Annotated in this window: 10 protein-coding genes; 3 read left to right on the top strand and 7 right to left on the bottom strand. The window is 73.3% G+C overall.

What is annotated here, in order from left to right; translation table 11 throughout:
- Positions 1 to 56: 56 nt before the first annotated feature.
- Positions 57 to 2,102, bottom strand: coding sequence for a flotillin family protein (locus ACTWJ9_RS06405; RefSeq protein WP_279333236.1), 2,046 nt, complete (start codon positions 2,100 to 2,102; stop codon positions 57 to 59).
- A 261-nt stretch (positions 2,103 to 2,363) separates the two neighbouring features.
- Positions 2,364 to 2,744, bottom strand: coding sequence for a hypothetical protein (locus tag ACTWJ9_RS06410; RefSeq protein WP_279333237.1), 381 nt, complete (start codon positions 2,742 to 2,744; stop codon positions 2,364 to 2,366).
- 248 nt (positions 2,745 to 2,992) lie between these two features.
- Here ACTWJ9_RS06410 and ACTWJ9_RS06415 point away from each other — a divergent pair, with 248 nt between their 5' ends.
- Positions 2,993 to 4,054, top strand: a complete 1,062-nt coding sequence (locus tag ACTWJ9_RS06415) for a PucR family transcriptional regulator (RefSeq protein WP_279333238.1) — start codon at positions 2,993 to 2,995, stop codon at positions 4,052 to 4,054.
- Between the two features lie 60 nt (positions 4,055 to 4,114).
- Here the strand turns inward: ACTWJ9_RS06415 and ACTWJ9_RS06420 are convergent, their stop codons facing one another.
- From ACTWJ9_RS06420 to ACTWJ9_RS06430, 3 genes are all read right to left on the bottom strand, one after another.
- Entirely contained in the window at positions 4,115 to 5,308 is a 1,194-nt protein-coding gene (locus ACTWJ9_RS06420) for a DUF6299 family protein (RefSeq protein WP_443295860.1), read from the bottom strand.
- A gap of 125 nt (positions 5,309 to 5,433) precedes the next feature.
- Positions 5,434 to 5,832, bottom strand: a complete 399-nt coding sequence (locus ACTWJ9_RS06425) for a RidA family protein (RefSeq protein ID WP_443295318.1) — start codon at positions 5,830 to 5,832, stop codon at positions 5,434 to 5,436.
- Positions 5,829 to 6,956: an acyl-CoA dehydrogenase family protein gene (locus ACTWJ9_RS06430; RefSeq protein WP_443295319.1), complete on the bottom strand. Its 1,128-nt coding sequence runs from the start codon at positions 6,954 to 6,956 to the stop codon at positions 5,829 to 5,831. Before ACTWJ9_RS06430 ends, ACTWJ9_RS06425 begins: the two co-directional genes overlap by 4 nt.
- Before the next feature lie 170 nt (positions 6,957 to 7,126).
- Here ACTWJ9_RS06430 and ACTWJ9_RS06435 point away from each other — a divergent pair, with 170 nt between their 5' ends.
- Together ACTWJ9_RS06435 and ACTWJ9_RS06440 are read left to right on the top strand one after the other, a co-directional pair.
- The gene (locus tag ACTWJ9_RS06435; RefSeq protein WP_443295320.1) at positions 7,127 to 8,809 is read left to right on the top strand and encodes an AMP-binding protein; all 1,683 of its coding nucleotides are present in this window, start codon (positions 7,127 to 7,129) and stop codon (positions 8,807 to 8,809) included.
- Positions 8,810 to 8,849: 40 nt separating this feature from the next.
- Positions 8,850 to 9,671: a PaaX family transcriptional regulator gene (locus tag ACTWJ9_RS06440; RefSeq protein ID WP_279333242.1), complete on the top strand. Its 822-nt coding sequence runs from the start codon at positions 8,850 to 8,852 to the stop codon at positions 9,669 to 9,671.
- A gap of 23 nt (positions 9,672 to 9,694) precedes the next feature.
- Here ACTWJ9_RS06440 and ACTWJ9_RS06445 read toward each other — a convergent pair whose 3' ends face one another.
- Together ACTWJ9_RS06445 and ACTWJ9_RS06450 are read right to left on the bottom strand one after the other, a co-directional pair.
- Complete coding sequence (locus ACTWJ9_RS06445) at positions 9,695 to 12,094, bottom strand: bifunctional salicylyl-CoA 5-hydroxylase/oxidoreductase (protein WP_443295321.1); 2,400 nt, start codon at positions 12,092 to 12,094, stop codon at positions 9,695 to 9,697.
- The gene (locus tag ACTWJ9_RS06450; RefSeq protein WP_279333244.1) at positions 12,079 to 12,906 is read right to left on the bottom strand and encodes an enoyl-CoA hydratase family protein; all 828 of its coding nucleotides are present in this window, start codon (positions 12,904 to 12,906) and stop codon (positions 12,079 to 12,081) included. The genes ACTWJ9_RS06445 and ACTWJ9_RS06450 overlap by 16 nt, the downstream gene beginning before the upstream one ends.
- Between the last annotated feature and the right edge of the window lie 19 nt (positions 12,907 to 12,925).

Below are 12,925 nucleotides of genomic sequence, written 5' to 3' on the forward strand. Positions count from 1 at the left end.
CGGTCGGGAGCCGCCGTCCCCTGTGCGGCGGCTCCCGATCGGGGTGGTCGGGCTCGTCAGGCCCTCGCGTGGCCGTTCAGTGCGGCCAGCGGGGTGTCCGCAAGTCCCAACTCCCCAGCTTTTTCGATCAGTTGCTGAAGCTGTCCGGTGTTCTCGCCGCCCGCCTTCATCAGCCGCATCAGCAGCGCGGACACCGTCAGGTTCTGCACGTCGGCGCTGGAGACGGAGCCCAGCATCCGGCTCAGGTCGTCGGTGAAGTTCGCCGTGCCGTCCAGCCAGGGCCCGGCGAGGGCCTGGGCGGTCTGGGAGTGCTGGACGAACCCGTCGACGCTCTTGCCGAGGGAGATCGACGACATCAGCCGGTCGAAGAACACGGACTCCCCGCCGACGATGTTGATGTCGGCGCTCTCCAGACCGGTCGCGAGGACCGTGGCCTGCGCCTCGGCGACCTGCCGCTGCACCTCCAGGCCGGCGAGCCGTACGTCCTTCTCCGCCTCCAGCCGCAGCCGGTACTCCTCGTGACCGCGGGACGCCTCGTCGAGGGCGGCCATCGCCGCCGCCTTCTCGGTGAGGCCGGCCGCCTCCGCCCTGAGCTTCCCGCTGATGGCCTCCGCCTCCGCGAGCGCCTTGGCCCGCGCGCCCTCGGCCTCGGCACGCATCCGGGCCTCGGCCGCCTCGGCCTCGGCACGGCCGGCCTTCTCGATGACCTCGGCCTCCTTGTCGCGGACCTGCACGGCGGCGAGCCCCTCGGCGGCGGCCTCCGCCTGGATGCCCTCGGCCATCCGCAGCTTCGCCTGCGCGTCCAGGTCGGCGGTCTTCAACCGGGCCTCGGCCAGGGTCAGTTCCTCGGCGGCGCGGTGCGTGGCGGCCTGCTCGGCGGCCTCGGCGGCCTTGATGTCCTTGACCAGCTTCTCCTGCGCCTCGGCCTCGGCGGCGATGATCACGGCCTGGCGCTGCCGCTCCGCCTCCTCCACGGCCCGCAGCTTCAGGATCGACTCCTCCTGCTCGGCGACCGTACGGTCCACCGCGACCCGCTCCCGGACGACCTCGGCGATCTCCCGCTTCTCCGCCTCGACCTCCTTGTCGGCGGCGATCCGGGTCAGCGAGGTCTCCCGCTCACGGGCGATGACCTCCAGCATCCGGTCCTTCTCGATGCGCTCGCTCTCCACCGCGATGACCCGCTCGCGGTTCTTGGCGGCGACGGCGACCTCGCGGGCCTGGTTCTCGCGCTGCACGCCGAGCTGCTCCTCGGTGCGCAGGAAGGCGCTCTGCGCACGCAGCCGCTCCTCCTCCACCACCCGCGCCGTCTCGGCCTCCTCACGGGCCCGTACGGTCTCGATCTCCCGGCGCTGCTTGATCTCCGCGTCGGTCTGACGGCGCTCCAGCTCCAGGATCGCCTCCCGCGCGTCGACGTTCTGCCGGGTGATCTCCTTCTCCTCGCCGCGCTGGGCCTCGTTGGTGCGGACGTGCTCGATGGCCGTCAGCTCGGTGATCTTGCGGATGCCCTGCGCGTCGAGCACGTTGCCCGGGTCCAGCTGGGACAGCGGCGTCTGCTCCAGGTAGTCGATCGCCGCGTCCTCGAGGTGGTAGCCGTTCAGGTCGACACCGATGACCTCGATGATCCGGTACCGCAGCTCCTCACGCTTGGTGTAGAGGTCGGTGAAGTCCAGCTGCTTGCCGACGGTCTTCAGCGCCTCGGAGAACTTCGCGTGGAACAGCTCCTGCAGGGTGTTGCGGTCGCTGGCCCGTGCGGTACCGACCGCTTGGGCGACCTTGATGACGTCCTGCACGCTCTTGTTGACCTTGACGAAGAACGTGATGCGGATGTCGGCGCGGATGTTGTCCTGGCAGATCAGGCCTTCCTTGCCGGCCCGGGTGATCTCGATGGTCTTCACCGAGATGTCCATCACCTCGGCCTTGTGCAGCACCGGCAGCACGACCTGCCCGGTGAAGGTCACGTCGACCTTGCGCATCTTGGAGACGATGAGCGCCTTGCCCTGCTCCACCTTGCGGAACAGCTTGGTCATGACGAACAGGGCGGCGAACACGAGGAGCAGGCAGACGCCGACGAGCACGGCGACACCCACGGTGGCAGCATCCATGGGACACGTCCTTCAGGGCTTTGTGACGGACAGAAGCGAAGTGACAGGTCGACGCCGGGCGTCGAGAAGTGGAGCGGGCGGAGCCTTCCCGGTGCGGCTCGGCTCGGCTCGGAAAGCTCGGCGAACTCAGCGGGCTCGGAGAGCCCGTACGGCTCGTGCGGCGTGGTGGTGCGGCACGCCCGGCCTGCGCGGGAGCCGTGGAACGGCTCCGTCACGAGACACGTGCGGTGCACCGCCCCGGTTCCCTCCGCACCCGCGGAACTACCGGGACGGCTCGGGTTCGTCGGGCAGGAGCCGGTGCAACGGGCGCACGAAGAAGCGGGTCAGCCGCCAGGCGGCGAGCAGCGCGGCGAACACGACCGGCAGGCGCAGCGACCTCGCGGCGGACCCGTCGGGGACGTGGACGGCCAGCAGCACGGTCGCGCCGGTGGCCAGCAGCCAGGTGAACAGGGCCAGCAGGGAGAGCGCGAGAGCGACCGGCACCCCGCCCATCCCCCAGGCCTCGAGATCCGCGTCCGAGTCGAAGGCGTGGGGAGTGGTGACACCCACGGCCACCAGCAGCCAGAAGCAGGCCGCCACGACGAGGGCCGCGGTGAACAGGAGGGTGGGCAGGCCCGTGGCGGCCTCTGCGATCATGTGCATCCCCGTCCCCCTTCCCGTTCGCGGCTCGTACCGGCGACAGCACCGGCCCCCTCGGTTCCGACACCCGACGCCTGCCGGTGCCGGGCACCGGAACCGTCCGCGGTGCTCCCCGCGGACCATGTTGCCCGCTGTTGATCCGTCCGCGCATTGCCGGAACCCGGCAATGTTCACTAGGGTCTTCATGCCGGGTAGGGCATCAACGACACGTCAAGACGGCGTCAAGGGCGCGTCAAAATCGAAGGGGCGATGTGGCAGAGCGGGAGATTCCGGAGGAGTATCTCGAAGGTTATGCCCAGATCCTGGAGGAGGTCGCGGCCACCGGCCGGCGCCTCTCCCGGGACGAGCTGGCCTCCCGGAAAGCGCTGGGGGAACGCGCCGCGGAGGCGGGCTTCGGACTGCGTGCCCTGGTGCGCACCCATCTGACCGCCGCACGCGACGCCTGGCCGCGCGGCCACACCGACTCGGCCGAGGCGGCGCTCTCCGCCGTCCAGCAGGCCGTGGACGCCTTCGCCGAGGGCTACGAGCGGGCGCAGCGGCTGGCGGTCCGTCGGGAGGAGGCGGCCCGGCGGGAGTTCATCGACGATCTGCTCCACGGACGCAGCGACCTGGGCCGGCTCGCCGAACGTGCCGACCGCTTCGGGCTGCGACTGTCCCAGGAGCACGCCGTCGCCGTCGCCCGGGGCCCCGCCGCCTACGACGAGGGGGACGCCGTACCGCGGCAGGTGGAGCAGGCCCTCGTCGCCCGGTTCGGTGACCGCAGCATCCTGCTCACCACCAAGGACGGGCGGCTGCTGTGTGTCGCACCGGGGCACCACGGTGAGGTGCTCACCCACTTCGCCAAGCAGGCACACGCCGCGACCGACGGCGGCCAGGTCGCCATCGGCCGCCCGCGGTCCGGGCCCGGCGGTGTCGTCCACTCCTACGAAGAGGCCCTGCGCACCCTGGAGATAGCCGAACGGCTGGGGCTCGACGAGCCGTTGCTGCGCGCCGCCGATCTGCTCGTCTACCCCGTCCTGGCCCGCGACCGGCAGGCGATGGCCGATCTGGTCCGCAACACCCTCGGTCCGCTCACCACGGCCCGGGGCGGTGCCGAACCCCTCCTCGACACGCTCACCGCGTACTTCGAATCCGGTTGCGTCGCGGCGGAGGCGGCCCGCCGACTCACGCTGAGCGTAAGGGCGCTGACGTACCGTCTGGAGCGCATCCACAAACTCACCGGCGCCGACCCCTCGGAGCCCGCGCACCGCTACATGCTCCAGACGGCGGTCATCGGCGCCCGCCTGCTGGCCTGGCCGGCCAAAGAACTGTGATTCCCGCGGGGTTCGCGGTTCCGGCGGGTCCGGGGTGCGGAGTGTCCGAGGCAGCCGGTCTCAGGCGGGAGGCAGGATCTCCCGGCGGATGTCGTCGCGGCCCATCGCCGTGAGCCGGGGCACCTCGGTGTTCCAGTCCCTGGCCAGGTTCTCCAGGGCATCGGTCAGGGCCCGTTGCAGTCGTCGTCGGCCCAGGCCGAGGGCGAGGGCCGCCACCGGGCGGAACAGGCGGCGGCCTCGTATGCGCACGGTGACCGTCACCTCCCATCTGTCCTCGACGGGGTCCGGCCGCGGTACCGCCCGCAGTTCCGCCCGCGCCGCGCCGCACTCCAGCCGGGCCCACAGTGGCGCGGAGCGCGGGGCCCGTCCGGTGTCCGTGGCGGTCCACCAGTCGTCGAGGCGCAGCCGGGCCCGGCCCGTCGGCCGGGACAGCGCGGACCACACGCCGTCGATCCGGGCCTGTCCGCTGATCTCGGCCTCGCGCGGACGGTCCGGGCTGCGCAGGGCCCCCTCCCCCACCAGGCCGACGTCCGCCACGGACACGGCGATCCCCAGCCGCAGCGCACGGCGCCGGTCCCACTCCCGTACGGTGACCCGAAGCGAGTCCCCGAGGTCCCCCGGCACCCTCTTCTCCTCCGCGCCACCGGCCTCGTCCCCGGCCCCGTTCTCGTTCTCGTCGAGCACCACGTCGTACACCGCCCCGGGCCGAAGATGACGCCCTTCGACCAGCCGCATGTCCGACAGCACGCGCCCGTCCGGCAGCAGCATTTGCCCCTCCTCCGCTCGGCCGCTCTCCGCCGACTCCACCAGAACGGCGAGAGCGTCGACGAACCAGGCACGCGGAACAGGGGCGAGCACCACCGTGTGGCTGAGTGAGACCATGCCGCCAGGATGCCGGGCTTCCCGCACTCGGGACCAGGCAGGCCCGCGGCAGAAACGGCGCCGGTGGCCTTCCGGGTCCCGGCAGCACGGCGGGTGGGAGCCGTTTGCCCGGTCCTGGACCAGCTTGACGGTCTGCCGCTCGACCGCGTGGAAGTCCGGCAGCAGGAGGCCGTCGACGGAGCGCAGCTCGGTGAGGGTGGCCTCGACGTCGGCGGCACCGGCCTTCAGGGCGCCGGAGGGGACGCGTCCGGTGTTCTCCCAGCGGTGTGTCCCACCGTCGCACACCGCCCGGGTGCCGCCGACGGAGTACCGCGTGGTGGCGGGCTCCCGGTGGACGGAGGAGCCGACGAAGACCGGTCCGGTGGCGTCCAGTCAGCGGTACGTGCCGGAGAGGGTGACACTGCCGTCGGCGGCGACCCGCCGACCGCCGCACCGGCGAGGAGGGATCACGCGGACACGGGTGCGGAGGGTACAGAGGGTGCAGGGGCCGCAGGAGGTCAGGGCAGCAGGGCGAAGCCGTCGAGTTCCACCATCGCCTGCTCGTCCCACAGGCGGACGACCTCGACCACCGCCATCGCGGGGTAGTCGGTGCCGGCCAGCCGCCGCCAGACGCGGCCGAGCTCACGGGCGTGGACGCGGTACGCGGCGACGTCGGTGGCGTAGACGGTGACGCGGGCCAGGTCCGCCGGGGTGCCGCCGGTGGCGCGCAGGGCGGTGAGGAGGTTGGTGAGGGCCCGGGTGAACTGCTCGGGCAGGGTGTCGCCGACGACCTTGCCGTCGCCGTCGAGGGCGGTCTGCCCTGCCAGGAACACCGCCCGGGAGCCGGTGGCGACGACGGCGTGCGAGAAGCCTGCCGGGGGGCACAGGTCGGGCGGGTTGACGCGCTCGGTGGTCATCGGTCCTCCAGGCTCTTGTACAACTCCTTGGCGATGATGTCCCGTTGGACCTCGCTGGCCCCCTCGTAGACGCGGGGGGCGCGGACCTCGCGATAGAGGTGTTCGAGCAGGTGCCCGCGTTGCAGGGCCCGCGCGCCGTGCAGTTGGACGGCCCGGTCGACGACGTACTGCGCGGTCTCGGTGGCCAGCAGCTTGGCCATGGCGGCGCGACGGGGGACGTCGGGGGCGCCCGCGTCGTACGCCGCGGCGGCCGCGTACACCATCAGGCGGGCCGACTCCGTGCGCAGGGCCATCTCGGCGACCTGGTGGGACACCGCCTGCAGATCGCTCAGCCGGCCGCCGAACGCCTCGCGGCCGGCGGTGTGTTCGAGGGTGGCGTCCAGCGCCGCCCGCGCCATGCCGACCGCGAACGCGCCGACGCTGGGCCGGAACAGGTTGAGGGTGTTCATGGCGACCCGGAAACCCCGGTCGGGTTCGCCGAGCAGGTCGTCGGCCCTCACCGGTACGGCGTCGAGAGTGAGGGCTCCGATGGGGTGCGGGGAGAGCATGTCGAGGGGGGTGCCGGTGAGGCCGGGGCGGTCGGCGGGCACCAGGAAGGCGGTCACGCCGCGGGCGCCGGCGCCGGGGGTGGTGCGGGCGAAGACGGTGTAGAAGTCTGCCTCGGGCGCGTTGGAGATCCAGCGTTTCTCGCCGGTGAGCCGCCAGCGGCCGGGGCCGTCCGGGTCGGCGGTCAGGGAGAGCGCCGCCGCGTCCGAGCCGGCTCCCGGCTCGCTGAGCGCGAACGCCGCGACCGCCGTGCCGTCCGCCACCCGGGGCAGCCAGCGGGCCCGCAGCACCTCGGCGCCGTGGGCGTGCACGGGGTGGGCGCCCAGGCCCTGGAGCGCGAGGGCGGTCTCCGCCTCGGTGCAGCCGTGGGCCAGGGACTCCCGCATCAGGCACAGGTCGAGCGCGCCGGAGGTGAACAGGCGGGGCAGCAGGCCGAGGGTGCCGAGTGCGGCGACGAGGGGCCGGTTGACCCGGCCCGGCTCGCCCTTCTCGGCGAGCGGGCGCAGGTGCCCGGCGGCCAGGGCTCGCAGCCGTTCGCACCAGGCGAGTTGTTCCGGTTCGAGCGAGAATGCGGTCATCGCCGGTCCCTTCCCTCCCCGCGCCCGACGCGGCCCGTCATGAGGCCCGCCCGAGCCCGCCATGAGGCCCGTCAGAGTGGACCCCGCCAGGCTATCGCGAACCGTTGACTGTCGTCATCAACGCGATACGCTCCTGAGGCGAGCCCACCACGCCGAGGGGGCGAACCGTCATGAATCCACGGACCACCGGGCACCCGCACCCCACCGGGCACCTCGACACCTTCGCCCGCGACCACCTCCCGCCACCCGCCCAGTGGCCCGAACTCCGCTTCGACCTGCCGGAGCTGGACTACCCCGAACGGCTGAACTGCGCCGCCGAACTGCTGCACGGCCCGCCGGACGGCCGCCCGGCGTTCCGTACCCCCGACGGCGGCGTCTGGACGTACGGCGAGCTGCGCACCCGCGTGGACCGGCTGGCGCACGTCCTCACCGGCGCCCTCGGCGTCGTCCCCGGCAACCGGGTGCTGCTGCGCGGCCCCACCACGCCCTGGCTGGCCGCCTGCTGGCTGGCGGTGCTCAAGGCGGGCGCGGTCGCCGTCACCGTGCTGGCCCAGCAGCGTCCGCACGAGCTGAGCACCATCTGCGAGATCGCCGCCGTACGGCACGCGCTGTGCGACGTCCGGTCCGTCGACGACCTCGCCAAGGCCGAGGTCCCGGGCCTGCGGATCACCCCGTACGGCGGTGACGCCCCGGACGACCTGCTGAACCGTCCGGCGCCCGGCACGCCGTACGAGGCCGTGGACACCACGGCGGACGACGTGGCGCTGATCGCCTTCACCTCGGGCACCACCGGCCGCCCCAAGGGCTGTATGCACTTCCACCGGGACGTGCTCGCGATCGCGGACACCTTCTCCCGGCACGTCCTGCGGCCGGAGGCGGACGACGTGTTCGCCGGCAGTCCGCCGCTCGGCTTCACCTTCGGCCTGGGCGGTCTCGTGGTCTTCCCGCTGCGGGCGGGCGCCAGTGCGCTGCTGCTCGAACAGGCCCACCCCGCACAGCTGTTGACCGCTATCGCCGAGCACCGGGTGTCGGTGCTGTTCACCGCGCCCACGGCCTACCGGGCGATGCTCGACACCCTCGACGGGCACGGCGGACCCGACGGGCACAACAGGCGCGGCGGATCCGGTGGCCCCGACCTCTCGTCGCTGCGGCGCTGCGTCTCGGCGGGCGAGAACCTGCCGGCGGCGACCTGGCGGGCCTGGCACGAGCGCACCGGGCTGCGGGTCATCAACGGCATCGGCGCCACCGAACTGCTGCACATCTTCCTCTCCGCCGCCGACGAACGGATCAGACCCGGAACCACGGGAGTTCCGGTCCCCGGGTGGCGGGCGCGCGTGCAGGACGCCCACGGCGCTCCCGTGCCCGACGGCGAGCCGGGGCTGCTCGCGGTGTGCGGGCCCGTCGGCTGCCGCTATCTCGCCGATCCGCGCCAGCGGGAGTACGTGCGCGGCGGCTGGAACGTCACCGGCGACACCTATGTCCGCGAGCCCGACGGCTACTTCCGCTATGTCGCCCGCGCCGACGACATGATCATCTCGGCCGGGTACAACATCGCGGGCCCCGAGGTCGAGGACGCCCTGCTGCGCCATGCGGACGTCCTGGAGGCGGCGGTGGTCGGGCGGCCCGACGAGAGACGCGGCCAGGCCGTGGTGGCGTACGCGGTCCTCAGGGAGGGCGCCGAGCGGGACGCCGAGGCCCTGCGCGCCTTCGTGAAGGCGGAGCTCGCGCCGTACAAGTGCCCGCGCGAGATCGTCTTCCTGGACGCGCTGCCGCGCACCGCGACCGGCAAACTCCAGCGGTTCCGCCTGCGCACCGCCGCCGGTACGGCCGATATGGGAACTGACCAGGGATGACACCGGTGCCGGGGGCCGGAGTGGATCAAGACGACCTAAGATGATCAACGTGTCCGACCAGTCCGCGCAGCACGCTCCGAGGTCCCTCATCGTCACGCTCTACGGCGCCTACGGCCGCTTCGTGCCGGGCCCCGTGCCCGTCGCCGAGCTGATCCGGCTGCTGGCCGCGGTCGGCGTCGACGCCCCCTCCGTGCGTTCCTCGGTGTCCCGGCTCAAGCGGCGCGGGCTGCTCGTCCCGGCCCGCACCCCGCAGGGCGCGGCCGGCTACGAACTGTCGCCGGAAGCACGCCAGTTGCTGGAGGACGGCGATCGCCGCATCTACGCGACCGCCGCCCCCGCCGACGAGGGCTGGGTGCTCGCGGTGTTCTCCGTCCCGGAGTCCGAGCGCCAGAAGCGGCACCTCCTGCGCTCCCGCCTGTCCGGCCTCGGTTTCGGCACCGCCGCGCCCGGTGTGTGGATCGCGCCCGCCCGGCTGTACGAGGAGACCCGGCACACCCTTCAGCGGCTGCGGCTGGACGGTTACGTCGACTTCTTCCGCGGTGAGCACCTCGGTTACACGCCCACCGCCGAGGCGGTCGCCCGCTGGTGGGACCTCGAGGGGATCGCCGAGGAGCACGAGGCGTTCCTGGAGCGCCACGCGCGGGTGCTGGACGCCTGGCGGGAGCGTGCGGACACCCCGCCCGAGGAGGCCTACCGCGACTACCTCCTCGCCCTCGACTCCTGGCGCCACCTCCCCTACACCGACCCGGGCCTGCCCGCCGGCCTGCTGCCCGCCGACTGGCCTGGGGCCCGCTCGGCGAGCGTCTTCCACGGACTGCACGAACGTCTGCGGGACGCGGGGGCCGGCTTCGCCGGACTGTGACCCCGCGGGCCGGTCCCGTCTCCTCAGCCGCCCAGGGTCAGCCGGGGCCGGGGAGCCTCCGTGCGGCCGGTCCGCGGGGGTCTGCGGCCGGCCAGGTAGGGCGCGGGCCAGGCGACGCCCTCGCCCTCGTAGCCCTGCTCGGCCGCCGCGTGCAGGGTCCAGTGCGGGTCGTAGAGGTGGGGGCGGGCCAGCGCGCACAGGTCCGCGCGCCCGGCCAGGATCAGCGAGTTGACGTCGTCCCAGGAGGAGATCGCGCCGACCGCGATCACCGGGACGCCGACGCGGTGGCGGATGCGGTCGGCGAACGGCGTCTGGTAGGAACGGCCGAACTCCGGCTTCTCGTCGGACACCACCTGTCCGGTGGACACGTCGATCGCGTCGGCACCGTGTGCGGCGAAGGCGTGGGCGATGGCGACGGCGTCCTCGGCCGTGGTGCCGCCGTCGGCCCAGTCGGTGGCGGAGAGACGGACGGTCATGGGCCGCTGTTTCGGCCACACCCCGCGGACGGCGTCGAAGACCTCCAGCGGGAAGCGGAGCCGGTGCTCGAGCGGGCCGCCGTAGGCGTCGGTGCGGCGGTTGGTCAGCGGGGAGAGGAAGCCGGAGAGCAGATAGCCGTGGGCGCAGTGCAGTTCGAGCAGGTCGAACCCGGCGTGCGCGGCCCGCTCGGCCGCCGAGGTGAACTGCTCGCGGATGCCGTCGAGTTGACTGATGGTCAGCTCGTGCGGGGTCTGGCTGTCCGGCCGGTAGGGCAGGGGGGAGGCGGCGACGAGGGGCCAGTTGCCGGTGTCCAGCGGCTCGTCCATGCCCTGCCACATCAGCTTGGTCGAGCCCTTGCGGCCGCTGTGGCCGAGCTGTACGCCGATCGCGGTGCCGGGTGCCGCCGTGTGCGCGAAGCCGGTGATCCGCCGCCATGCCGCGGCCTGGCTCTCGGTGTAGAGACCGGCGCAGCCGGGCGTGATGCGCCCCTCGGCGCTCACGCACACCATCTCCGTCATGACCAGCCCGGCTCCGCCCAGCGCACGGGCGCCCAGATGGACGAGGTGGAAGTCGCCGGGGACGCCGTCGGTGGCCGAGTACATGTCCATGGGGGAGACGACGACCCGGTTGCGCAGGGTCAGTTCGCGCAGCCGCAGCGGGGTGAACATCGGGGGTGTACCGGGCGGGCAGCCGAACTCGCGCTCCACGGCGCCGGTGAAGCGGGCGTCGCGCAGGCGCAGGTTGTCGTGGGTGACGCGACGGCTGCGGGTGAGCAGGTTGAAGGCGAACTGCCGGGGCGGCTCCGCGAGGTACAGCTCCAGGTCCTCGAACCACTCCAGGCTGGCCCGTGCCGCCCGCTGGGTGGAGGTGACCACGGGCCGCCGCTCCGTCTCGTACGCGCGCAACGCGGCCTGCAGTGTGGGGTGTTCGCGCAGGCAGGCGGCCAGGGCCAGGGCGTCCTCGACGGCGAGCTTGGTGCCGGAGCCGATGGAGAAGTGGGCGGTGTGGGCGGCGTCGCCGAGCAGCACGACGTTGCCGTGCGACCAGCGGTCGTTGACGACCGTGCGGAAGGTCGTCCACGTCGACCTGTTGGACCGCAGCGGGCGGCCGCCGAGGGCGTCGGCGAAGATCTTGGCGCAGCGCTCGACCGACTGCTCCTCGTCGAGTTCACCGAACCCGGCGGCCCGCCACACCTCCTCGCGCATCTCGACGATCACCGTGGAGGCGTCGGCGGAGAAGGGGTAGCCGTGCAGTTGCATCACGCCGTGCGGGGTCTCGGCGATCTCGAAGCGGAAGGCGTCGAAGGCGAGGTCCGCGGCCAGCCAGATGTAACGGCAGCGGTGCTCGGTGATCCGGGGGCGGAAGACGTCCGCGAAGGCGGCGCGGGTGCCGCTGTGCACCCCGTCGGCGGCCACCACCAGGTCGTACGTCCGGGCCAGGTGGGCGGGGTCCGGCGCCTCGGCGCGAAAGCGCAGGTCGACGCCGAGGGAGCGGCAGCGTTCGTGGAGGATCTCCAGCAGCCGGCGCCGGCCGAGGGCGGCGAAGCCGTGGCCGCCGGAGGTGTGGCGTACCCCGCGGTGGACGATGTCGATGTCGTCCCAGCGGACGAAGTCCGACCGGAGCGCCGCGTGGACCACCGGGTCGGCGTGCTCGATGCCGCCGAGGGTCTCGTCGGACAGGACGACGCCGAAGCCGAAGGTGTCGTCGGGGGCGTTGCGCTCCCAGACGGTGACCTCGCGCGCGGGGTCGAGGCGTTTGAGCAGCGCCGCCGCGTACAGGCCGCCGGGCCCGCCCCCGATCACCGCGACCTTCCGGACGCCGGGGCCGGGCACGGCGCCGGCGTCCGTCCCGGCTCCGGACTCCGACACGGTTCCGGACTCCGTCCCGGCTCCGGACTCCGGCTCCGTTCCGGCTCCGGTGGCGGGCACAACTACCGCCCCCGCCATTTCGGGGAGCGCTTCTCGGTGAAGGCCGCGTGGAACTCGGCGTAGTCCTCGCCGTTCATGAGCAGGGCCTGGGTGGCGGCGTCCAGCTCCACGGCGGCGGCCAGGGGCATGTCCAGTTCGGCCGTGAGCAGCGCCTTGGTCTGGGCGTACGCCAGCGCCGGGCCGTCGGCCAGGCGGCGGGCGAGGGCCTGGGCGGCCTCGCCCGCGCCGCCGTCGTCGGCGAGGACGCTGATCAGGCCGATCCGCTCGGCCTCGGGCGCCCGGACCGGTTCGCCGAGCATCAGCAGCCGGGTCGCGTGGCCGAGGCCGACCACCCGGGGCAGCAGATAGGCGGCGCCCATGTCGCCGCCGGACAGGCCGACCCGGGTGAAGAGGAAGGCGAAGCGGGCCGTGGGGTCGGCGACCCGGAAGTCCGCGGCCAGGGCGAGGACGGCGCCCGCGCCCGCCGCGACCCCGTGCACCGCGGCGATCACCGGGAACGGGCACTCCCGGATCGCCCGTACGGTCTGCCCGGTCATCCGGTTGAAGTCGAGGAGCTGGGCGGTGTCCATGCCGAGGGTCGCGCCGATGATCTCGTCCACGTCACCGCCGGAGCAGAAGCCGCGCCCCTCCCCGGCCAGCACCAGGGCCCGCACCGCCCGCTCCCGGGACAGTTCGGCGAGCAGGTCGCGCAGGTCGGCGTAGGCGCCGAAGGTGAGGGCGTTGAGCTTGTCGGGGCGGGCGAGGGTGACGGTGGCGACGCCGTCGGCGAGGTCGACGCGCAGATGCTCCCAGCGGGGGGTGCGGGCGGCGGAGCCGGTGAAGGGACTCATGAGGGCGGCCTCCTCGGGC

Source organism: Streptomyces sp. GDS52 (assembly GCF_052246875.1).
In the GTDB taxonomy this organism is placed as follows: Bacteria; Actinomycetota; Actinomycetes; order Streptomycetales; family Streptomycetaceae; genus Streptomyces; species Streptomyces cathayae.